The sequence below is a fragment of the Candidatus Liberibacter solanacearum CLso-ZC1 genome (assembly GCF_000183665.1).
GTDB classification, from domain to species: domain Bacteria; phylum Pseudomonadota; class Alphaproteobacteria; order Rhizobiales; family Rhizobiaceae; genus Liberibacter; species Liberibacter solanacearum.
Map to the genome: position 1 here is coordinate 1,108,521 of NC_014774.1, position 25,181 is coordinate 1,133,701.

Here is a 25,181-nt window from a genome sequence, read left to right on the forward strand (position 1 = left end):
CAAGAATAAACAATTCATTGTACCGCTATTTTTCATCTAATTAAAGACTCTATCAAACATAATGTGCAAAATCAAAAACATTTCTATTCACGGCGCTCGTGAACATAATCTTCAAAACATTAGCATAGAACTACCACGAAACAAATTAATTGTCATAACTGGCGTTTCTGGATCAGGAAAATCTTCTCTAGCTTTCGACACAATTCACGCTGAAGGACAAAGACGTTATATAGAAAGCCTTTCTACATATGCACGGCAATTTTTAGGAACTATCAAAAAACCAGACGTAGACCGCATTGATGGCTTATCTCCTACAATCTCTATCGAACAAAAAAATACATCGCATAATCCACGATCCACCGTTGGAACTATAACCGAAATTCACGATTATCTTCGATTATTATTCGCACGGATAGGTATTCCTCATTCTCCCACAACAGGCTTACCTATAGAAAAACAAACTGTCAGCCAGATGGCTGATCGTATTCTTACCTTTGAACAAGGAACTCGCATGTACATGCTTGCTCCTATCGTACGCAATCGCAAAGGAGAATATAAAAAAGAATTAGCCGCTCTACTAAAACAGGGATTTCAAAGAATTAAAATTGATGGGGAATTTTATCAGATATCTGATGCACCCAATCTTGATAAAAAATATAAACACAATATTGAAGTGGTTGTAGATCGTATTGTTATTCATGAAAACATCCGCGATAGAATCGTCAACAGTCTAAAAACTTGCTTGCAACTGGCTAATGGTTTGTGTATTGCCGAAATTATTGATTCTTCTCAAAGTTGTGATAAAAAAACACCCGACGATATGAATCATTCCACTCCTCAGAACATTCTTTTTTCTGAAAAAGTTGCATGCCCTGTATCAGGATTTAGCATTGCAGAAATAGAACCTCGTATTTTTTCTTTTAACAATCCAGCAGGCGCTTGTCATCATTGCGACGGCTTGGGAATAAGCCAAAAAATAGACGAAAACCTTATAATACCCAATCCAAAATTAGCCTTACATAATGGCGCTATTGCACCTTGGTCTACTCCTCTATCCGAATATCACACCAAAATCCTTACTACTCTGGGCGAAGAATTAGGATTTTCCCTCAGCGATAGATGGTGTAATATATCTGAAGAAATTCAAAAAATACTTCTTTATGGCACGAAGAAGAACGATACCATTCCCTCTCTTAATAAAAAATCTTCCCACACCAATTGTTGTTTCAAAGGAATCATTCCAACATTAGAACAACGTTGGAATAAAGAAGATTCAGCGTTTTTCCAAGAAATAATTCAACGCTATATGTCATCATCTCCTTGCCCAGCCTGTAATGGATATCGCCTTAAAAGCGAAGCCTTTGCTATAAAAATCAATGGAAAGCATATCGGAGAAATAACCGATATGTCCATCAAAAAAGTACAAATTTGGTTTGAGAAACTACCTGCTCAAATCTCACAAAAAGCCAATAAAATTGCCGAATCTATTCTTGAAGAAATTCAGAAAAGAATCCGTTTTCTTGTGGAAATAGGGCTGGATTATTTAACTTTATCCCGCAATTCTAATATGTTGTCAAATGGAGAAAGTCAGCGCATACGCCTTGCATCTCAAATAGGATCTGGATTAACCGGGGTTCTTTATGTATTAGACGAACCCTCCATAGGATTGCACCAACGCGACAATGCTAAACTGATCAATACTCTCAAACATCTTCGCGATACAGGCAATACTGTGATTGTTGTTGAGCATGATGAAGAAACCATGCTTGCTGCCGATCATATTGTCGATATAGGCCCTGATGCAGGAGTCAATGGAGGAAATATTGTAGCCGAAGGCTCACCTTCTCAAATTATAGCACATCCAACTTCTCTGACTGGAAAGTATATGTCAGGGGAAATGAAAATAAAAATACCTCAAAAAAGACGCCAACATAATCCAAATAAAATGATACATGTTATCAATGCACGAAGCAATAATCTGAAAAATATTACAGCTTCTATTCCTATTGGATTATTTACTGCAATTACCGGAATATCTGGAGGAGGAAAATCCACTTTTCTCATATCCACTTTATACAAAGCCGCTGCACGCCTTATTATGGGAGCTAAATACAATCCCGGAATCTATGACCGTATTGATGGGCTTGAATATATTGATAAAGTCGTTAACATCAATCAATCTCCGATCGGTCATACACCTCGTTCTAATCCAGCCACTTATGTAGGAGCCTTCACACCAATTCGCGATTGGTTTAGCAATCTACCAGAATCCAAAGCCCTTGGATATAAAGCAGGATGTTTCTCTTTCAATGTCAAAGGAGGAAGATGTGAGGTTTGCGAAGGCAATGGTGTCATCAAAATTGCAATGCACTTTCTCCCAGATGTATACATCACGTGCGATATATGTCAGGGAAAACGCTATAATCCTGAAACCCTAAATATATGTTTTAAAGGAAAATCAATAGCCGACATTCTCGCAATGACGGTTGAAGAAAGTGTGGACTTTTTCACCACCATTCCCGCAATACACAATAAATTAAAGACCCTCAAAGAGGTGGGGCTGGGATATATAAAAATTGGACAATCAGCAAACACCTTGTCGGGAGGAGAATCACAGCGTGTTAAACTCGCCAAAGAACTTTCAAAACAAGCAACAGGAAACACTCTCTACATCTTAGATGAACCAACCACTGGACTGCATTATCATGACATAGCTAAACTACTAGATATTTTGCATACACTCGTTGAGAGAGGAAACTCAATCATTGTTATTGAACATAATTTGGAAGTCATCAAAACAGCTGATTGGATTTTAGATTTCGGACCTGAAGGAGGAGACAATGGTGGCAAAATCATTGCATCTGGAACTCCAGAAGATATTGCCAAAGAAGCATCTTCATATACCGGAAAATTTCTCAAATCAATTCTCAAAGAGAAATAATAACACGTTCAAGCATATTAAACTCAATGAATAACACTGTACTAACCCCCTTGCCAAATCAATAATTGATTCTGCTAACTCGTTTTTCTTTTTATCAATACGTAGTACATCCGCTTTGGATTTCTTTTTAAACCTCTCAGATCTCCCTTGAGATTTTCATTCTTTTTATTATCATTATCGTTTAACGGATTATTTTTACTTGATCAATAGAGGTAGAAGAATCGGGAGTTGTATTTGAGGGAGTATTTGATTCTACTTTATTTTTGACGGCATTATTCGTCATACCATATTTGAAATCGTCTTGACGTTGTTCGGAAGAGCCAGAAAAATTTCTCTAATTTATTAAGATATATCACCCTCTCTCATAGTGCTCTCCTTTATTTTCATCTCATTGTTTCATTCCCATAAAGCGGAAAAGGTTATTTTTTATTTTCCAGAATAAGACGAAGACTTTTCTTTCGACTGATATAAAAATGCACTTAACATATTTTTTCCTTTCGAATAATTGTCTCAGTCTTTACGATCTACTTGCTTTGCAAGCAGCATAATATTTTACTTTCATCTTTTTAAAAGATGATAACCCTTTGTATTGCGATGGTCGCAAACTTTTCAAATATATCCTCATCCCTTAAGATACTTGGTAAAATATCTCATTGACTTAAATAATTCGGATGAGTATTTTGTATTTGATTATCTCATAAAATTACACATTTTATATTCTATAGAATATTAGTTACGGCAGCCAAAAATAATAATACCCGAAATGCGTATGAAGAATATTTCAAGTATCATTATTTATTATGGCACAATGATAGGATGAACGTTTTTAAGAACCTTTTTGAAAATAAAAGATAATATGCATATCAATCCCCTAAAGAAGAAAGGATTGCAAAAGATTATTTTATCATTACCTCATTACTAAAAATCTAGAAGGAACGTGTAAAATGGTTGATGACGCTACCTCTATCATCCAAAAAATACAACAAGAAAACGTAAAATTTATTGATTTTCGTTTTACCGATTTACAAGGAAAATTTCACCATATATCAATGGACGCTTCCCTATTCAATGAAGAACTTCTTCTTAATGGCATCATGTTTGATAGCTCTTCTATCGCCGGATGGCACTCTCAAAACCCCGATTTACTCTTAATTCCCGATATAGAAACAATCCACATAGATCCATTTTATGCACAATCAACCATGATCTTCATTTGCAATGTGTATGATCCTATCACTCTGCAGCCCTATAATCGCGATCCTCGCTATACGACCAAAAAAGCGATAGAATACCTCAAGAAAAAAGAGATCGGTGATACATTATTACTCGGGATAAAAACCGATTGTTTTATATTTGACAACGTTCATTATACAGTTTCACCCACTGAATCAGGATTTACATTGGAATCTACCGAATTTGCAAATAACGGCAAAAATAAAGGACACTACTCCAATGCAAAAAGTGGTTATACACTTCCTCCACAAGATAAATCACATGATATGCGATCAGAAATTGTAAGTGCCTTAAATAATATAGGGGTTCAAATTACTAAATATCACAATCAAGCCAATAATGCTCAGCATTCATTCAATTTACAGCACGAATCATTGTTACGCTCTTCTGATAACCTTCAAAAATATAAATATGCCGTTCATCAGGTAGCCAATTCATATTGCAAAACTGCTACTTTCATGCCCAAACCTATCGATAATAACAATGGTTCGGGTATGCATCTTAGTATGTCAATTCGAAAAGAAGATATGCCAGTTTTTGCAGGAGATGAATGTAAAGGATTATCCAAGACATGCCTTTATTATATAGGAGGTATTATCAAACATGCGAAAGCCCTTAATGCCTTAACAAATGCCTCAACTAATTCCTATAAACGCCTATTGACTTGCTGTCAATCACCAGTGCAACTTGTTTATTCCACTCACAATCGCTCAGCATCTTGTCGTATCCCATATGCAAAAAAAGCAGATGACCAACACATTGAAATTAGATTTCCCGACCTGACCGCCAACCCTTACCTTGCTCCCGCAGCAATCCTCATGGCAGGATTAGATGGAATTGCAAATAAAATTCATCCTGGAAAACCAATGGATAAAAATATTAACGAACTTTCTTCTGAAGGAAAAAAGACAATACCCAGAATATGCTATTCGTTACGAGAAGCCTTAGAAAATCTCGATAATGATAGAGAATTCTTAAAAAAAGGAAATGTTTTTGATGATGATCAAATTGATGCGTTTATCAAAATCAAAATGAAAGAGGTACTTCGATTAGAACAAAGCCCCTCTCCTGTTGAATTTGAAATGTATTATTCAATATGAAGTGTATAATGTCGCCTAAAGAACAAAAAACCTCTTATCTAGCCCATACTATCGCACAAGCATGTTTAAAAAAGACGTAGATCGAAATCCAAAGACCGTCGATATCCATATCTTTCTTCCAATCCTTTTCTTCTATATTCTAGCGAGATGGAGTGAATGAATGTATCAAGGAAAATATGATTATTTTGATCTTCAAGATCTCTGCTAGATGTAAAACATAAAAGGAAGAAGAGAACAACGCGTCAATAAAAACAGGATAATCTCTACCTTTTTCTTTTTATACATCATCTTTAATTGTCGAATTTATATGTCATATCACTAAAAAAACAATAATCTCTCAAAAGATCGGGGGAAAAAACTAATTTTTTAAACGCGTCCTGACATTTTACCAAAGCCTTCTATTATGGCTTCTTGACATTCGATGGTGTTAATTTGAATATGAATATCGTTCAAGATAGATATCAGGGTAGTGGTCTTTTTTTCTTCTCCCTGCTCAGTCATTTGAGCAATTTGCTTTTCAAGATCCGCTTTTTGACGTGATAACAACCGAAAACGCTTATATAATGCTACAGCTTGTTGGTAACCTTGACGAACATCAACAATATCTGCTTCAGCAGTTGCACTCCATAACCCTGCATCACGAACTTGTTTGTCAAGCCGTTGTAATAATTCGCCAAAACCACGTGTACAAAGTTTTTGATTTATTTCTTCACGTGAAAAATCTTTCTGAACTACAAACTCACTAAACAAAAAAGACCACATTTTTTGCAATTCACTATTATCATAGCTGATATCAGTCAATTCATAACATTGTTCTTGCAAAATCTTTGGATGATTAATCAAAGTCAATAGCAAAGCCGCTTCTCGCAAAGATGGTTTTTTAGAATTCTTACCCTTTACAAGAGAGGATTGCATTAATCGTTGCGAAGGTCCTGCTTTATCTCTATATTTTACCTTTTTCCCCCAATATTGACCATGACCATATGAAGAATGTGGTCTTGGATTGGTCTGGAATAAATGATGAAGACGCTCTTGTATAGATTTAAAATAATAATAACGCAATTTTTGATCTGTAATGCGATCAAGACAATTTTTAAGACGTCCTTCTAATTCAGCACGTGCATCAGGCGTTTCAAAAGAATGATATTCCGTTTCACGCTTCCACAGAACATCTACTAATGGAACTGATTCCAGAATAAGTTTTTCAAAAGCTATTTTACCATAGCGTTGCACAAAACTGTCTGGATCTTCTCCTTCCGATAATAAAATAAAATTCACACTGTTCCCAATGGATAAATGAGATAATACAAGATCAACAGCTTTATAGGCAGCACGTAATCCAGGATCATCACCATCAAAACATAAAACCACACGAGGAGATAATTTCCATAGAAGACGTAATTGATCTTCTGTTAAAGAAGTTCCAAGAGAAGATACAACGTTTTGTATACCAGCTTGATGCAAGGAAACAACATCCATATAGCCTTCGACAAGAACGATGAAAGAAGAGCTTTGCTTTTGTACGTCTTGTCTTATTGATCTTTGACGATAATTGAGAGCTCCAAAAAAGTTATAAAGATTTTTTCCCTTGTGAAAAAGAATTGTTTCTGGTGAGTTAAGATATTTTATATTGTCCCCTTTTGAGAGAGAACGCCCCCCAAAAGCAATGCCTTGCCCTCTTGAAGACAAGATAGGGAAAATAAGCCGATCTCGAAATCTATCATACGGTGTAGTAATATTATCTCCGTGAATCAAAAGACCTGCTTCAATAATTTTTTCTTGGGTAAAACCTTTTGTATGAAGATATTCCTCTAAAGAGTGACGACTATCTGGAGCATAGCCTAACTTAAATGTCTCTATGGAATGAGAGTTTATTCCACGTTTATCTAGATAATAACGCAAGCGCTTATTATCATTATTTTTTAAAGATTGGTGGAAAAAATCTGCAGCTATATCTATAAGCTGTATTAAACTTGTTTGTTTTTTTTGTTTTTTATCTAGGATAGGATCGAAAGTTGGCAATGAAACCCCTGCTATTACAGCCAATTTTTGCACAGATTCGATAAAAGAACATCCCAATAATGTAGACAAAAAAGTCAGATGATTACCAGTTGCATGACAACTGAAACAATAATACACCCCTTTTCTATCATCGCAATGAAAGCTTGGATTTTTTTCATTATGGAATGGACAACAAGACCAATAATCACCTTTTACAGCATTAGTCTTTTTGCGATCCCAATTAACATGCTGACCAATGAGATGAGAAATAGGGGTACGAATCAAAAGATCATCTATAAAATCATGAGGATAATGCATATTTATATCTACTTTTATGGAATAAAATTATTTTTGCTCTATTCCAAAATATCAAGATAGTATCGTGGAAAACAATTTTTATGTTTAACTTTCATCACGTATTATTGGAACAACCTTCATTATACCCGCAATATGCTCAAGATCGAAAGAAATTTCCAACGATATGGGATATTGATCAAGCGTTATTTCTAGTTCAATTTCTTCCTGCAACCTAACAAAAACCAAATCTATCTTACCATGTTTATCATGATGTTGAACTTGACGATTCTGAAAATATTTATGAATCTCTGTAAGGGGGCTATGATCCTGAAGATATATTTTTAGAGAAACTAACATTTCCATGGATTTATTTTTCAGAGATTGCACCAACAATAAACGAACCGAATCTCTTTTTACAGAAACCATATCTTCTTGAGAAACAAAAATAATATACGGATTTTTTTCTCTTAATAAATAAGGTTTTTTCTTTTCTAACTTCCGTTGTTCTTGCACCGATAAAAAATTAGGATCTTCTTCTGCTTCCTGTAATTTTCTTTCTATCGAATGATCATAACAATCTTCAAGTGTCAGAAAATCACGATTCTTATTGGATGTTTTTTTTCTATTACTACTATTATAGTTTGGAAAAAAGATCCCCTCATATTCCTTATCCGGCTCAGAAAAAGTAACCCAACCTATTCTAGATCCCTTTCGTGTTTTCTTTTGTTCTTTAGACATCACCATCACTGCTAATCTGATAATACTCTCTTTGACAGAAGCAATACTTTCTTCATAGCTCTTAATACCCATTTTTTGCAATATTGCCTTGTAAACATCAAGAGGATGTCCTGAAAAATAAAAACCTAATACCCGCCTTTCATGTTCAAATCGCGCAGAAGAATTCTCAACCGAAAACTCTTCCAAGGAAATTTTTTCAGAAAAAGATCCCTCCTCATCAACAAAGATATTTGCTTGATCATTTGTACGATTTTTTTCAATCCACTGCGCATACTTTTGAATATTATCAAGTGATTGATATAATTGCTCGCGACTATAGCCAAAACAATCTAAAGCCCCTGCAAAAATGAGACTTTCTAATACTCGACGATTTAATTGTTTTGAATCAACTCTCGAACAAAAATCCTCTAAACTTTCAAAAGGTTTATCTGCACGCACTGTCATAATATGATGGGCTGTTATCGTTCCCACTCCTTTGATAGCAGCCAAAGAATAATAAATACATTTTTCTCCTACTTCAAAATCCACACACGAAGTCTGAACAGATGGAAGAATAATTTGAATATTAAATTGCCGAGCATCCTGACAAAATTTCTTAATCTTTTCTACATTATCCATTTCCAAAGTCATGGAAGCAGCTAAAAATTCAACAGGATAATGCGTTTTCATCCATGCAGTTCGATAAGAAATAACCGCATAGGCCGCTGCATGCGATTTATTGAATCCATAATCTGCAAATTTTGCTAACAGTTCAAAAATATTCACAGCCATTATATTGCTGAGACCATTTTTACTTGCTCCAGAAACGAAACGCTCTTTCTGTTTGTCCATTTCTTCTTTAATTTTCTTCCCCATCGCACGTCGCAAAACATCTGCTTCACTGAGAGAATATCCTGAAAGCAATTGGGCTATTTGCATAACTTGTTCTTGATAAACAATAACTCCTTGTGTTTCTTTTAAAATAGAATCAATTAATGGATGAATAGAAACAATTTTTTCTTTTCCATTTTTGCGATTATTATAAATCGTAATATTCTCAATTGGACCTGGACGATATAACGAAACCAGAGCAATAATATCTTCAATACAATCTGGTTGCATACCTTCCAAAGCCTGACGCATTCCAGAACTTTCCAATTGGAATATCCCCAGCGTTCCTTTCTTTGTTAAAAGATGATAAGTCTCATGATCATCAAAAGGAATCAACGATAGATCAACTTTTATTCCTCGTTGCTCTAGTAAATCTAGGCTTTTTTGCAAGACAGTCAGCGTCTTAAGACCTAAAAAATCAAATTTAACTAAGCCAGCTTTTTCAACCCATTTCATATTAAACTGTGTGACAGGAATATCGGATCGTACATCACGATACATAGGAATTAATTGAGATAAGGGACGATCACCAATGACAATACCCGCTGCATGAGTAGATGCATGTCGATATAACCCTTCTAATTTCAGAGAAATTTCAAGAAGACGATCTACAAAAGGATCATCTAAGATTGCTTCTTGAAAGCGAGAATCATCGGCGATAGCCTGCTTAAGAGATACAGGATGTGCTGGATTATTGGGAATTAACTTACAAAGACGATCAACTTGAGAATAAGGCATCTGTAAGGCGCGTCCAACATCACGCAACGCAGCTTTCGCTTGTAAAGATCCAAAAGTAATAATTTGAGCAACCCGTTCATGCCCATATTTATTTTGCACATATTGAATGACTTCATCACGTCGATCTTGACAAAAATCAATATCAAAATCCGGCATAGACATCCGATCTGGATTTAAAAATCGTTCAAAGAGTAGTGAAAAACGTAAAGGGTCAATATCGGTAATCGTCAAAGCATATGCAGTTACAGAACCAGCTCCTGAACCACGCCCAGGACCTACTGGAATATTGTTTTTTTTAGCCCACTGTATAAAATCCGCAACGATCAAGAAATATCCAGAAAACTTCATACGTGCGATTACATCCAACTCAAAATCAAGACGTTTTCTATAATCTTGCGCACTGTATCCTTTAGCTATTATCCCTTGAGAAAGACGTGTTTCTAATCCTTCTATAGCTTTTGTTCGCAATTCATTTTCTTCTATTTTTTCAAAATCATCACATTCTTTGTCAATAAAACGTGGCAAAATTGGTTTATGCACTTGAAGAATAAAAGAACAACGCCTAGCGATTTCCACAGTATTATCCAAAGCTTCTGGCAAATCTGCAAACATAGACAACATCTCAGCACGATTCTTTAAATAATGATCAGGCGTTACACGTGGACGATCTTCTTGAGATATCACAGTTGAATGTGCAACTGCCATCAATACATCATGCGCATCATAATCTTCTTGGGATAGAAATAACGCATTATTGGTTGCGACCAAGGGTAATTCATGCTTATAAGCTAATTGAATGACTTGACTTTCACGATAACGATCGTATCCCCTATGACGCTGCAAATTGACATAGAGACGATTACCAAAAATATTTTTAAAAGAAAGAAGTCTTTTTTCCGCTATTTGAGGATTATTAAACAAGAAAGCTCTATCTATTGAACCAGAACTCCCGCCTGTTAACATAATAAGCCCTTCTGTTCCTATCTCTTGCAACCAAGAGAAATAAATACGAACAGATTTATGCCCTTGATTCAAAAGATACATACGGCTTACAAGTTCAATTAATCTTTGATAACCTTCAGCCTTGGATACTAAAAGAACAATAGATGGTAGCTCTGGGAAAAATGATTTTCCCTTATGAGTGACCTCTAAACCATCTTGCATATCAATCTCGATCTGACATCCAATAATAGGCTGAATACCAGCTAAACAAGCCTTTTGCGAAAATTCCAATGCTCCAAAAAGATTGTTCGTATCAGTAATGGCAATAGCAGGCTGTTGATCTGCAATAGCTTTATCCAAAATATTATTTAAAGAAAGAGCTCCCTCCAATAATGAATATGACGAATGTACTTGCAAATGTACAAAACCTGGCGATCGTTCTACTTGTTGATTCAAGGACATAATATTTTTTGGTGAAGGATTACTGATGAAAACCATAGTTTAAAAAGCTACCAAAGAAATATGTTGTACTAGAAAATTCATGATACACATAAATCAAGCCTTTCATGTATTTACTTTGTCAGGATAAAAAAATGCAGAAAAAAATAAAGTTGTCCTTTAATTTCCCGTCAATTATCATTTTCCCTCAATAAAATGAGTAATCTAGAGAAATACTTCTATGCACAAAGAAACAATAAAGATCTAAACAACTTGCCAAGTGTATCTTGTTTCTACTCTTTCAACATCCCTAATATAAAACTTGCACAACAACAGCATATTACGCATATGGAATTGATTCAATCTAATAAGAAGTAAAATTGAAAAACAGATGCAATATTGAGAAATATGGAATCACCCATTACTCACTACAACCAAAAGATCAAACTACCTACGAATAATAGCATTACATCAATGATGACTGATTTTCCTCATTAGTCATTTACTGTTTTTCTTAGTATACGACACGATCAGGTTCCTTGAAATATATTTTATAAAGGAACATCATGTCGCTTCATTTTCGTTTATATCATGCGCATGGTTACTTTTTTTTGTTAATTGACGTAATTCACGAATGATCGGTTCAATAGCTTCATCTGGGTTGCTAAACCAATCTACAGACCAAATACGTCGAATACGCCAACCCATCCGTTCTAAAACTTCTTGTCGTAAACGGTCTCTATCCCGCGCAGATTTAGCAGAATTATACATTGCCCCATCACACTCAATTCCCATTAAATAATATCCTGGATTAGATGGATCATATACAGCAACATCAAGGGAAAATCCCATATCTCCTAATTGAGTGTCACAATCGAAACCAACTTTTTTAAGTTCTTCTTTGACAGACATTGCAAAATCACTATCTATTTTTTCTGTATTTTTCTTAAGGGAATGCTCCATATGTCCCATTTCAGCAAAATGTAGGAAATCACGCATTACCCGAATACCAAGCTTCGAATCTGCATCAACCATAATATCTAAATACCGCATCGTACTAAAAACATCTATGCGTTTTCTAGCACGGGTAAACAGAACATTAAGACGCCTCCATCCAACATCCGAATTAATAGGACCAAAGCGTTGGAAAATACGCCCACCTGGTTCATTCGGACCATAGGTAAACGAGATAAAAATTCTATCTCGTTCATCTCCTTGAACGTTTTCTAGATTTTTAACAAAGAAAGGATCAGAATGCATACGCAAATTGCTAATCGCTTTTCCTATCGCACTATCCTTGCGACATAATTTATTGATTTCATTTTCAATCTGATCACGTTGTTTTGCATTCATTGCAACCACTCCTAAAGATTCTGTAGGATGTTGCATGGCATGATCTTTCACAGCAAGCGCAATAACTCGAGCTTCTTCAGGGTTATATTGATCAATTATCATCCCATTTTTCACATGAGTAAAGCCAATTCCATATCTTTCTACGTTAGTATATGGAGAAGGAAAAACAATAAGGCTGTTATCATAAAAATGATAATTAGAACAAGCAATAAGATTTTCATTGAGTGATCGATAATGCCATTGCAAACGACGCATAGAAAATAAAGGCAATAATGCATCTAGAATACTTTCAGTCTGACTAACTGCCGCTACCTCTTCATCATAATCTCCCTGCTCACCATCATGGTCAAAGAACCTAGTAGGAGGCAACTGTTTTGGATCCCCTACAACCACAACTTGTTTTCCTCGAGCAATAACCCCTAAAGCATCTTCTGGTTTGATCTGCGAAGATTCATCCATAATGACAAGATCAAATTTAATATCCTTAGGCTCTAGATAATTAGCCACAGACATCGGACTCATCATAAAACAAGGCTTCAACTGAAGAAGAGAATTCTTAGCACGAGAAATCAATTGCCGAATAGGGATATTCCGAGATTTCTTCCCTAATTCACTGCGAATCAAAGATAGCTCGGTATAATCAGATTTCAGCCCTCCTGAAATACCTTGGGTGATTTTCTGATTACCAATCACGCTAGCAATATGCTGTCTTTGAAGAATCTGCAATTTTTTATCGTATTCGCGAAACCTTTCTTGTTTTGCTGTGAATTGAACACCTGAATAATGCATTAGATGCGGTTTTTCTGTCAAAATTTCGCGAGAAAGTTGATGATATATTGCTGCTAACAAACCTGATTCTAACTGTTTAACATCAAGCGTATTATTAAAGATTGCTTCCTGGATGGCCTTCAATCCCTTACCCTGCATATCGTGAACCATATGCATTAAGTTTATCCACCCATTTAACCAGCGTGGTTTATTGATAGCATCGGCATTACGTGCAATCAATGTAAGAAGTTTATCATTACAACGCAATGTCCATTGTGCTAAATCTAATTGCGTATCTTGTATAAAAGAATCTTGTTTTTTAATCTGTTTTTGCCAAACAATTCTCAATTTTTTGAGATCTTTTATGAAAATATCATAAGAATGACGATCATTAATATGATTGATCCCTTCCATCAATTCATCAAAAAGAACCTGTTTTTTAATAGAACTTATGAATTCCAAAGTGCTATTGATAACCTCTAAAGAATGAGCCGATTCCTTACTATTCGAAGCAAAAACACTTGGTTTAATTTTTTCTCCAAAAAAACATTTGATTAATGATCTTTCTTCCAACGCAATATTTTTATGCTGTATTTGATGCAGTTTTTCACCTATCTCTTTGGCTTTCTGCAACAAAATATCATCTCCATTGAAACAGCTTTGCAAAGGTTCAAAACTATGAGATAATTTTTGAATAAGAGAATGAAAAATATTATCCTCTCCAACAAAGATAGCAGAATGCTCTTGTAATTCTTTTTGTTTGGGAAGAACTTGTTCAAGCTCTATAATCCTATCAAGAACTTTAGTTATTTTTTGACCTAATTCTTCACGATGAAGTTTTTGGATCCCTTTGAAAAGTTGGCTGTCTAGCATTAAAAAACCATTGATGAGGACATCATCCAAACCTGAATGATCTTTCCAAACTTGATGAACCTTGCGATACCACTCTCTTATATTGATCAAAGCTCCAATATCCGTCGATAATCCGCGGTAATGTTCTCCTAATATCTTGCTAAAATTTTTCTTCTCAAGTTTATCTCTTTCAACGACAAATTGATGGGCATTAGGTAATTGCGCATAAAGTTTTTTCCAAGAAATACTATGATTCTTTGCTAAACTCAAAAGAGATTTTTTTGCTTGTTTCCATGACGAACTCCATGAAGAAAACAACGCAGATGAGTGAAGTTCTTTATTAAGATCTTGCAAAACCTTCGCATCGGGAAGTTTTTTGATATTGAAGACATCTTCTAAAGAGGCTTGAAGAATATTTAGCGAATCCAATCGTTCCGCTAAATCTTCTAACACCGAATCTATGCCACTATTATCAAAAAAACTATCCCTCAAACGCAACAACGATACCGGCAATTCAACCGCCAAATCCATCAATAAAACAGCATTTTGAAAACCTTGGCGATCAGCACGAATATTCTGAGCAAATACTGGAGGGAAGCATTGGATCAATCCCGAAAATGATTCCCAATATTTTTCGCATGATACCTTCATCTTCTGTAAAGAAGAGATAATTTTACTTATATCCTTGAAAGAACTCTCTGCGTCAATACCAAATTCTTCGGATAAATCAAATGAAAAGGATATCTCCTTGCCAATTTTCAAATCATCTATTTTCTTAGGAGCTAGATAAGTTTTTATATCATCAAAATCATCTCGTATATGACTAAAATCTTCAATCCATTGTTGAATAGATGCAATAGAATCATCATCAAGTTTTTTAAAGGCTTCAAAACAAACCAATTGAGGCAAAGTAGGAACTTGCTCAACCGCATTTATAAACTGTCCTTGCCAATATAATAATTGCTGACGTTGATTGTGGATGCCATATTTTTCTAAAAAAGATTCGTGGCTTTTTTGCCAATCAATCAACGCAGTTTGCCAATTGCTTAAAGAAGAAAGAGCATTACGATAATTTAATACATGAATATCAGAACTATGCACACCATACCAAGGATGGTTCATCAATTCCATACTCTCCCCAGCTTGCTTGTGAAATTCTATAATAACATCCCTAAATGCCTTAATTTGATCTTCAAGGCGTGAGAGTAACAAACGATCTGCATTTTCTCCCGACAATCCTTCCACATGTAATTGTGCAGGATCTAATGGTAAATTATGACAATAACGAGCAGATCCCATTAAAATCTGATGAATACTTAACTCAGTGTTCTTCCAGATTTGATTAATTTCTTGAGCGTACTGATTTAATTGTCCCTTTAATTCTTCATAGCGGGTGATTTCTACATCAATTTCTTTTGGACTTTTCTGTAGGTTTCTATTGTCAATACGTTTACGAAGATCATCAAGAATCGCCCGTTTATGCACCTTATGACTATGCAGTTCCAGACAAAAATCTCCCAAACCAGCCTTTTCTAAACGCTGTTTCACCACTTCAATGGCTGCCATTTTTTGAGCACAAAATAGGATTTTTTTTCCATGCAACATTGCATTAGCAATAATATTGGTAATAGTTTGTGACTTTCCTGTACCCGGAGGACCCTCAATCACCAAATTTTTACCATTCATTACATCAATCAAAGCACTATGCTGAGAACTATCGGCATCATCAATCAACGGAAAATTATGATGAATTCCCTCTATCTCATCAATATTATACTCCGTATCCTGATTAGCACACGTAGTCTCCTTATCATGATCACGTGACTGCGCAACAAAAAGACGCTGGATAATGTCATGGTTCAGAATATTATCATCCCCTTCTGCCCATCGTAGATGATCAAGATCAAGACACATCAACATTTTACTAAAATTCAGTAATCCTAACACACCATAACGACGTACCGCCCAATGTGGTTTGCTTTCTTCTATAATTTTCTGAATTTGAAGAAAATAATCTTCTGGCCACATACCCTCTTCAATCGGCGGCAAAATAATCCCAAAATCACTTTGTAGTTTTTCTTTAAGGGAAAAATTCAGAAGTATTTCTTCACCTGTATAACGCAACTGATATTGGCTAAGGCTTGATTGAGAAGCAGAGTTTCTTCTTTCTAATGAAACTGGAATCGTAAAAAGAGGTGCTAATCGTGGATTCTCATAATCATCTGCTTCATACCATTCAAGAAAACCCAAAACAACATAAAGTATAGAAGTGCCTGTTTCTCTAATAGAACTCTGTGATTTTTCATTTATTGCTCGCAATACAAACTCTAATTTGTCTTGAAAATAAGCAGTTTGTATTTGATTATCTGCCAAATGATTCTGATAATGAGGTAAATTCAAGGGCTTATTATCCCTAACCGCACGTTCCAAATCTTCTATATCGTCATAACCATAGTTCTGTATAAGAGAATTTAACTCCTTTAAACCTATCCCTGTTTTCTTTTCTAACCCATTTATATCTATCGGATCATCTGAGGTTTTGATATCTTCACAAATGAAATCTCTGATCTTCCGAAGTGTTTGATGGTTTTTCTCTTCATCATCCAATTTATATTCTACGGGCAAATCATAAATAATACTAAAACCTAACTTCTCAATCCATGCTTGTTCATCTATATCATGATAATTATCAACATCTGACAAACCATTTTCCCGAGCTTGCTTTTTAGTAGGCATAGGCAATGGCATAAACTGCATCACCTCTTCTCTAAAAATCTGCTGATATAACTGATTAGGTGACGTGTTAAAAATCCGCAATGCACATTGATGATCTATTCGAAAATTTAGCAATTTATTTTGTACAGTGCGATCTAAAAGTTTACGACGCATATCTTCAAGACACTCAAGTACGTGTTTTCTTTTATAATTATCCATCCGAAATTGCTCGCTCATAAGACATCCTTATAAACCATACAGAACGAGAGAAAATAGATCTTTGAAATTTTCTATTAAAAAAACTTCATCAATTCATTTCTCTCACATCTATTGACTTTCTAGAAAATATATTCGTAATAAAGATCTCCTTAATGATTGTTAAAAAAGATCGATTAATACAGTAACAATAGATGCCTTTGTACGGCTTGTTTTTATTTAGTTCTGGTGTGATATTCTATATTCTATATTTTAATAAAAATAAACTTATTAAGGTTAATAGATTCAATTTTTTGTAATTTAGAACCTAATATATAGGGAAATGTAGCAAAAAGTAACTTATCAGCAACCTTCATAGATACAGAAATATTAATTATCATAATTATAGCGCATATCTTTTCGCCCAACAAACGTAAAATTATTGACGAAATATAAAAAAAAATTACCTTTGATAATGACAAATTAATGCAAAAAGTTAATTTCTATCTATATTCTATTTTAAAATGGGAATATACGAGCATTTTCATCTGTACAAATGTTAAGAAGTTTTAATGAAGAAAATTTTGAGCATATCAATCGAAAAGCAGAAAAAAATAAAATGTAATAAGGCAATTTTGTCCTATAACTTGAGATTATAAAAGATTAGTTTTCTAATATAAAATAACAACATCGACAATAGAAAAATAACTTGGTTTTTTTATTTTATCCCCTATAGTACAAGACTGTTGTTGCAATTATTTTAAAAATAACGGAGAAATAACATGAACTTTTTTTTAAAATTATGCACTTATTTTTAGAATTATACAGTCAAATACTTTTCATAAACATTATAATCTCTTTTCTCTGCTCTTATAACATAGTCAATACATCTAATTTTTTTGTCAGGTTAGTCACACAATTACTCCATAGTATTACAGAACCACCTCTAATAATAATACGAAAGATTATACCTATAGCTGTAACAAACTCTTTACACATAGACCTATCATATCTAATTCTCTTGTTGATAATATATATTTTGCAAAACGGCTTGATAGCTCTTATGCAATGAATCATTGTTGTGTAAAGTAGGTCTAACCTTCATGTGCGACATTACTATTCATCTTTTACCTAATGCCAAGCAAAGTGGCATAGTATCGTTTGCAATACTGCAAAACGATACTATTTATATTAAAATGAAAGTACACGCCCCTCCAAAAAAAGCAAAGCAAATAAAGCCATGCTTACTATACTTGCGGAGAGATTATCTCTTAATAAATCATCTTTGAAGATGCTTTCCAAGCACTCTTCTCCTATCAAGAAGATCTATATTGACAAAGATTGTAAAGAGATCATTGAATTATTTAAAAGAAATAATCCTGTTACTCTTTAGCCCCTCTTTCAATAGCTTCTAATATAATCTTGTGAGCACTTTTTACTCCTTCCCAACCATCTAATTTAGCCCATTTTCCTGATTCAAGATCTTTATAATGCTTGAAAAAATGCTCTATTTTTTGCAAGTGAAAACTCGGAACATCTTCATAACTTTGAATCGATTCATATAAGCTAGTGATATGTTTTGACGGAACGGCAAATATTTTTTCATCCATACCTCCATCATCTTCCATTTTCATAACACCAATAGGGCGTACACTTATGAAAGAACCTGGCAAAATAGGTTCTGAATTATAAATGATAACATCAATGGGATCGCCATCATCAGAAAGCGTATGTGGAATAAAACCATAATTCCCCGGATAAAGCATAGAAGTGGAAACAAAACGATCAACTTTAAGAGCACCACTTTTCTTATCTATCTCATATTTGATTGGATGTCCACCAAGAGAAATTTCAATAAAAACATTAACATCTACTGGTGGATTTGAGCCAATAGAAATAGCATCTAATTTCATAAGCTTTACTCCTCTCTCTCTTAAACACTCATTATTTTACTTTGAATATATATTGAGTGAGACAATTATAAAAAAATAACCATCTCTTTACTCAAGCAAAAACAAAAAAATTTCTTATCATAAGAAAATCATACTCTTATTCTTTGGAGAACAATGTTAAAAACCATATTCCTTATTGATCGACTTTTCTTTTCTCTTACGTTCATTAGGATCTAAATATATCTTTCTTAAACGGATAGAGTTCGGCGTTACTTCAACTAATTCATCGTTTTGTATCCATGACAAAGATTGTTCTAACGTCATCTTAATAGCGGGAACTAACTTAACAGCTTCGTCTTTTCCCGAAGCACGCATGTTAGTCAGTTTCTTCCCCTTAAGGACATTTACATCTAAATCATTTTCTCGATTATGAATTCCAACTATCATACCTTTGTATACTTTATCGCCAGGCTCCACAATCATCGAACCTCGATCTTCCAGATTAAATAAAGCATATGCAACTGTTTTACCTTCTTCATTAGAAAGTAAAACACCATTAGTACGACCGCCTATTTCCCCCTTATGAGGTTGATAAGAATGGAACAAACGATTCATAATTGCTGTACCGCGTGTATCCGTCAATAGTTTCGAGTGATATCCTATTAAAGCACGAGTAGGAGCAAGGAATACAAGACGAACACGTCCTACCCCTGAAGGACGTAATTCTATCATTTCAGATTTATGCAAAGTCATTCTCTGCACAACTGATCCAGAATATTGCTCATCAACATCAATAACTACTTCTTCCACAGGCTCTAAAATAGTATCACCCTCTTTTTTTATCACAACACGAGGACGCGAAACAGCTAACTCAAAACCTTCACGACGCATGGTTTCAATCAAAACAGCCAGTTGCAACTCTCCTCGACCGGAGACAAAGAAAGAATCCTTTAAATCGCTTTCTTCAATTTGAAGAGCAATATTCCCTTCAGCCTCTTTAAAAAGACGATCTCGTATCATACGACTCGTGACCTTATCTCCCTCGCTACCGGCTAAAGGAGAATCATTGACAAGAAATGTCATGGTCACAGTTGGAGGATCAATCGGCTGGGCTTCTAATGGTTCATCAACCGATAAATCACAAAAAGTATCAGCTACCGTTGCCTTAACCAATCCAGCAATAGAAACTATATCTCCCGCATATGCTTCATTAACTGGTTGACGATCAATACCACGAAAAGCAAGAATCTTAGAAATACGACCAGATTCCACTAAAGAACCATCAGGGCCAAGTGCTTTAATATTTTGATTAGGCTTTACAGCCCCAGAATGAATACGACCCGTTATAACACGCCCTAAAAATGGATTTTTTTCTAAAATAGTTCCTATCATCTTGAATCCCCCATCACCAACAACAGGCGGAGGAACATGGTCAAGTATAAGGTTTAAAAGAGGAGCTAGCCCTTGATCTTGTGGACCATCAGGTGAATCACTCATCCATCCAATACGACCAGAGCCATAAAGAATTGGAAAATCTAATTGATCATCAGTCGCATCTAAAGACGAAAAAAGGTCAAAAACCTCGTTTATCACTTCTTCTGAACGCGCATCAGAACGATCTACTTTATTAACTACCACTATTGGCCGAAGACCTAACTTTAAAGCTTTACCAACAACAAATTTTGTTTGTGGCATAGGTCCCTCTGCAGCATCAACCAATACAACCACACTTTCTACCATACATAAAATTCGCTCAACTTCCCCTCCAAAATCAGCATGGCCAGGAGTATCAACTATATTGATACGAACATCGTTCCACAAAATAGAAGTAACTTTTGCAAGGATAGTAATACCCCGTTCTTTTTCTAAATCATTAGAATCCATAACACGTTCACTAACACGCTGATTGTCACGAAAAGATCCCGACTGTTTAAGAAGCTCATCAACCAATGTTGTTTTTCCGTGATCTACGTGAGCAATAATAGCCACATTGCGAATCTGCATATATTCCTATCTTTCATATTATAAAAACCAAACCAACAACATCACAGAACGAAAGAATTGATTTCCAATCTCCCATCTCAATGTATTTAACGAAAAGATCCCATCCAAAATAAAAAGACCTTAATTAATCAATAAAAAGATTAAGATACTTTCAATTATAATGGCTTGGATTCTTTTTTACGCCTTGCAAGAGTACGCAAACGCAAAGCTTGTAATTTTATAAAACCCTCTGAATCACCTTGATTATAAGTATCTAAATCATCTTCAAAAGTTACAAGCTTATCTAAATATAAGGACTGATTACTCTCACGCCCAACAACCATTACATTTCCTTTGTAAAGCTTCAGGGCAACAGTACCTTGCACATATTCTTGACTCTTATCAATCAGAGCTTGCAACATTTCTCTTTCAGGAGAAAACCAAAAGCCCTGATAAATAAGATTCGCATATCGAGGCATCAATTCATCTTTTAAATGAGCAGCCCCTGAATCTAAAGAAATTGATTCAATAGCACGATGAGCATGTAGCAAAATCGTTCCTCCAGGAGTTTCATACACTCCTCGAGATTTAATTCCAATAAATCTATTTTCCACTATATCAATACGACCAATGCCATTAGAAGAACCATATTGATTCAACTTATCTAACAAAACTTCTGGCGGCATAAGCTCACCATTGATAGAAACAGGATCACCTCTTTGAAAATCAATTTTAATCAAAGTCGGACTATCTGGAGCCTCTTCAGGAGATATAGTGGTTTTATATACATAGTCAGGCGCTGGTTCCGATGGATCTTCTAAAACCCTTCCCTCCGAAGAAGAATGCAACAAATTAGTATCTACAGAAAACGGCGCTTCTCCTCGTTTATTCTTATCTATCGGAATCGCATTCTTTTCTGCAAATTCAAGAAGATCTTGCCTACCTTTAAAATCCCAATGTCTCCATGGAGCAATAATTTCTATATCTGAATTCAAAGAATAAGCAGATAATTCGAAACGTACTTGATCATTTCCCTTGCCAGTAGAGCCATGCGCAACCGCATCCGCTCCTGTTTCACGGGCAATATCAACCAGATATTTAGAAATCAGAGGACGAGCAATAGCCGTACCTAATAAATAACACCCTTCATATAAAGCATTAGCTCTAAACATAGGAAACACAAAATCACGAACAAATTCTCTCCGTAGATCTTTAACGTAAACTTCTTTTGCGCCAAGTAATTTAGCTTTATCACAAGCTGCTGTTAATTCTTCTCCTTGACCAAGATCAGCGATAAAAACCACAACCTCCAAACCTTTTTCCACTTGAAGCCATTTTAATATGATTGAAGTATCAAGGCCACCTGAATACGCAAGGACAACTTTTTTTATATTTTTAGACAAAACACCTCCGCCTATCTACATCCCGAATACGAAAAAATATCACGAAGAAAACACTTCTCGCTCACACGTACGTATAAAAAAAATGACAAACTAAACTATCCTGAAAAACGTAAAACACGCATCCCATCTTATAAAAAATATACCCTTCATGGAATATAATGAAAGCCCATATCCTCAAGAATAGGATTTGCAATAATCTTCTTGATAACTTGTTCTAATAGAACACATAAATATTCAAAAAATATCAAAAAATTATCATTTTTTACCTTTTTTAGGAGGGGCATCTATGCTCTTTCCTTTTGCCGAAATATCTCGATCAACAAATTCAATCACAGCCATAGGAGCGCTATCACCATAACGAAATCCAACCTTCATAATCCGCAAATAACCTCCAGATCGATTAGCATAACGCGAAGCTATCACATCAAACAACTTGGAAACAACTCCAACATCTCTAATCCTAGATATCGCCAAACGCCGAGAGTGCAGATTACTTTTTTTCCCCAAAGTTACTAACTTCTCAACAATTGGACGCAACTCCTTCGCTTTTGGAAGGGTAGTTACAATCTGCTCATGCAAAATGAGAGAAGTAGCCATGTTCGAGAACATCGCCTTACGATGACTGGAAGTTCTATTCAGCTTCCTTCCACTTATAGCATGTCGCATTACAACTTTCCTCTTTACCTAAAAAAATAATTTGATCTTAACACTTGTCTTCATATTTCTTAGCCAAGTCTTCTATACTTTCAGGAGGCCAATCTGGCAAATTCATACCAAGAAACAATCCCATAGTTGCCAAAACCCCTTTTATCTCTAAAAGAGATTTACGACCAAAATTAGCAGTACGCAACATCTCAGCCTCAGTTTTTTGAATTAAATCACCTATATAAATAATATTATCGCCTCTCAAACAGTTAGCAGACCTAACAGAAAGCTCTAATTCTTCAACTTTTTTCAATAAAGCAGGATTAAAAGGAAGACGATCTACATCCATATCTTCTTTTTCTTCCTTTGTAGGCTCATCAAAATTTATAAATACATTTAATTGATCCTGTAAAATACGCGAGGCAAAAGCAACCGCATCTTCTCCACCGATAGAACCATCAGTATCAATAATCATATTTAATTTATCATAATCAAGAATCTGCCCTTCACGCGCACTTTCTACCTTATAAGAAACTTTTTTAATCGGAGAATATAAAGCATCAATCGTAATTAAACCAATAGGATCATTTTCTGTCCTATGATGTTTAGCAGGAACATAACCCTGCCCCTTAGAAACTGTCAACTCCATGCGAACCACTGCATCCACATCAAGGTTACAAATCACATGGTCTGGATTCAATATTTCAATATCATTAACAGTCTGTATATCTCCTGCCGTAACAACCCCAGGACCACGCTTATAAATAGTTACGCGCTTGGAAGAATCAGAAGACATTTTCAAGTTAATACCTTTAATATTAAGAATAATATCAGTTATATCTTCTCGAACCCCTTTAATAGAAGAAATCTCGTGCAAAACCCCATCAATTTGGACAGCAGTTATCGCAGCACCACGCAACGACGATAGCAATACTCGACGAAGCGCATTACCAAGAGTATGAGCAAAGCCACGAGGAAAAGGTTCAGCGACTACCATAGTCCTATTTTCTTCCTCATGACCAAGAACTGTAAATTCAATATTATTTGGCTTAATTAATTCTTGCCAGTTTTTCTGGATCATATCATCAACCTTTTTAAAATCACCAACAACCAATCGAAAGATTTAGCGTAAATCAAAATGCTAAACTGAATGGAAAAACACACAAAAGAGGTTTAAATGCGACGTCTTTTACGCGGACGACATCCATTGTGGGCTATCATAGTTACATCGCAGATAGAAACAATGGTAAAACCAATAGCACGTAAGGCCCGCAAAGCAGAATCACGCCCAGCACCTAATCCACTTACCTTAACTTCCAACGAAGACATACCATGATTTTGAGCCTTTGCCGAACAATCATCTGCCGCAACTTGAGCAGCAAATGGACTATTTTTACGTGACCCAGAAAAACCAACCACCTTAGGAGAAGACCAAGCAATGGTATTACCATGAGGATCTGTTATTGTAATCCTAGTGTTATTAAACGTTGACACCACATGAGCGCAACCAGAAACTATATTTTTCCGCTCACGATTCCGAACACGGGCAGGACTCTTGGGCATCACAACACCTCCCTATCTCTTCTCCTAAAACATCCCAAACTAATAAGCAAATTCAACTCCTCTATTATTAAAATTCAAAAAAGAAAAACTATTTTTTCCTAACAGATCCACCACCCTTACCAGATCTTTTTCTAGTACAAGCATTTGTACGCGTACGCTGACCACGCACAGGAAGATTACGACGATGTCTCAAACCTCGATAGCAACCCAAATCCATCAAGCGTTTTATATTCATAACAGTCATTCGACGCAAATCACCTTCGACTTGATAAGTTTGCTCAATAGCTTGACGAATCTTAATAATCTCCGATTCTACCAAATGATGAACACGACGCTCAGGAGAAATCCCCAGTTTATTACAAATATCCTGCGAACTCTTGAAACCAATACCATGTATATAACAAAGCGCTCTAACTACACGCTTTGTACTCGGTATATTGACACCAGCAATACGCGCCACACTAACATCTCCTTCCTTAATATTATAGATACATAAAATTCCACATTAATATAA

13 protein-coding genes are annotated in these 25,181 nt (G+C 35.3%); 3 read left to right on the plus strand and 10 right to left on the minus strand.

Features of this window, described 5'->3' with window-relative positions:
* Positions 1 to 61 precede the first annotated feature (61 nt).
* Together uvrA and glnA are read left to right on the plus strand one after the other, a co-directional pair.
* Positions 62 to 2,941, plus strand: a complete 2,880-nt coding sequence (uvrA, locus tag CKC_RS05025) for an excinuclease ABC subunit UvrA (RefSeq protein ID WP_013462438.1) — start codon at positions 62 to 64, stop codon at positions 2,939 to 2,941.
* A gap of 944 nt (positions 2,942 to 3,885) precedes the next feature.
* A complete protein-coding gene (gene glnA, locus CKC_RS05030) occupies positions 3,886 to 5,274 on the plus strand; it encodes a type I glutamate--ammonia ligase (protein ID WP_013462439.1) in 1,389 nt (462 codons plus the stop codon).
* Between the two features lie 366 nt (positions 5,275 to 5,640).
* Here the strand turns inward: glnA and dnaG are convergent, their stop codons facing one another.
* The 3 genes from dnaG to hhe form a co-directional block, all read right to left on the minus strand.
* Complete coding sequence (gene dnaG, locus CKC_RS05035) at positions 5,641 to 7,593, minus strand: DNA primase (RefSeq protein ID WP_013462440.1); 1,953 nt, start codon at positions 7,591 to 7,593, stop codon at positions 5,641 to 5,643.
* An 84-nt stretch (positions 7,594 to 7,677) separates the two neighbouring features.
* Positions 7,678 to 11,322 carry a DNA polymerase III subunit alpha gene (gene dnaE, locus CKC_RS05040; protein WP_244392012.1) on the minus strand — a complete coding sequence of 1,215 codons (3,645 nt, stop codon included), beginning with the start codon at positions 11,320 to 11,322 and terminating at the stop codon, positions 7,678 to 7,680.
* Between the two features lie 540 nt (positions 11,323 to 11,862).
* Complete coding sequence (hhe, locus tag CKC_RS05045; protein ID WP_013462442.1) at positions 11,863 to 17,223, minus strand: DUF4011 domain-containing anti-phage protein Hhe; 5,361 nt, start codon at positions 17,221 to 17,223, stop codon at positions 11,863 to 11,865.
* A 760-nt stretch (positions 17,224 to 17,983) separates the two neighbouring features.
* On the opposite strand from hhe, the gene CKC_RS06005 reads away from it, so the two are divergent.
* Positions 17,984 to 18,253 carry a YggT family protein gene (locus CKC_RS06005; RefSeq protein WP_080550999.1) on the plus strand — a complete coding sequence of 90 codons (270 nt, stop codon included), beginning with the start codon at positions 17,984 to 17,986 and terminating at the stop codon, positions 18,251 to 18,253.
* A 310-nt stretch (positions 18,254 to 18,563) separates the two neighbouring features.
* Here CKC_RS06005 and ppa read toward each other — a convergent pair whose 3' ends face one another.
* The 7 genes from ppa to rpsM all read right to left on the minus strand — a co-directional run bounded on the left by ppa (position 18,564) and on the right by rpsM (position 25,127).
* Positions 18,564 to 19,094 (minus strand): inorganic diphosphatase, encoded by a 531-nt coding sequence (gene ppa, locus CKC_RS05055; protein ID WP_013462445.1) that lies wholly within the window; start codon positions 19,092 to 19,094, stop codon positions 18,564 to 18,566.
* A gap of 156 nt (positions 19,095 to 19,250) precedes the next feature.
* Positions 19,251 to 21,077 (minus strand): translational GTPase TypA, encoded by a 1,827-nt coding sequence (gene typA, locus CKC_RS05060; protein WP_013462446.1) that lies wholly within the window; start codon positions 21,075 to 21,077, stop codon positions 19,251 to 19,253.
* A 155-nt stretch (positions 21,078 to 21,232) separates the two neighbouring features.
* Positions 21,233 to 22,459, minus strand: coding sequence for an argininosuccinate synthase (locus tag CKC_RS05065; protein ID WP_013462447.1), 1,227 nt, complete (start codon positions 22,457 to 22,459; stop codon positions 21,233 to 21,235).
* 255 nt (positions 22,460 to 22,714) lie between these two features.
* Positions 22,715 to 23,125, minus strand: coding sequence for a 50S ribosomal protein L17 (rplQ, locus tag CKC_RS05070; protein WP_044054143.1), 411 nt, complete (start codon positions 23,123 to 23,125; stop codon positions 22,715 to 22,717).
* A 37-nt stretch (positions 23,126 to 23,162) separates the two neighbouring features.
* A complete protein-coding gene (locus CKC_RS05075; RefSeq protein ID WP_013462450.1) occupies positions 23,163 to 24,185 on the minus strand; it encodes a DNA-directed RNA polymerase subunit alpha in 1,023 nt (340 codons plus the stop codon).
* A 92-nt stretch (positions 24,186 to 24,277) separates the two neighbouring features.
* Positions 24,278 to 24,667 carry a 30S ribosomal protein S11 gene (rpsK, locus tag CKC_RS05080; RefSeq protein WP_013462451.1) on the minus strand — a complete coding sequence of 130 codons (390 nt, stop codon included), beginning with the start codon at positions 24,665 to 24,667 and terminating at the stop codon, positions 24,278 to 24,280.
* A gap of 88 nt (positions 24,668 to 24,755) precedes the next feature.
* Positions 24,756 to 25,127 carry a 30S ribosomal protein S13 gene (gene rpsM / locus CKC_RS05085; RefSeq protein ID WP_013462452.1) on the minus strand — a complete coding sequence of 124 codons (372 nt, stop codon included), beginning with the start codon at positions 25,125 to 25,127 and terminating at the stop codon, positions 24,756 to 24,758.
* Positions 25,128 to 25,181: the final 54 nt, after the last annotated feature.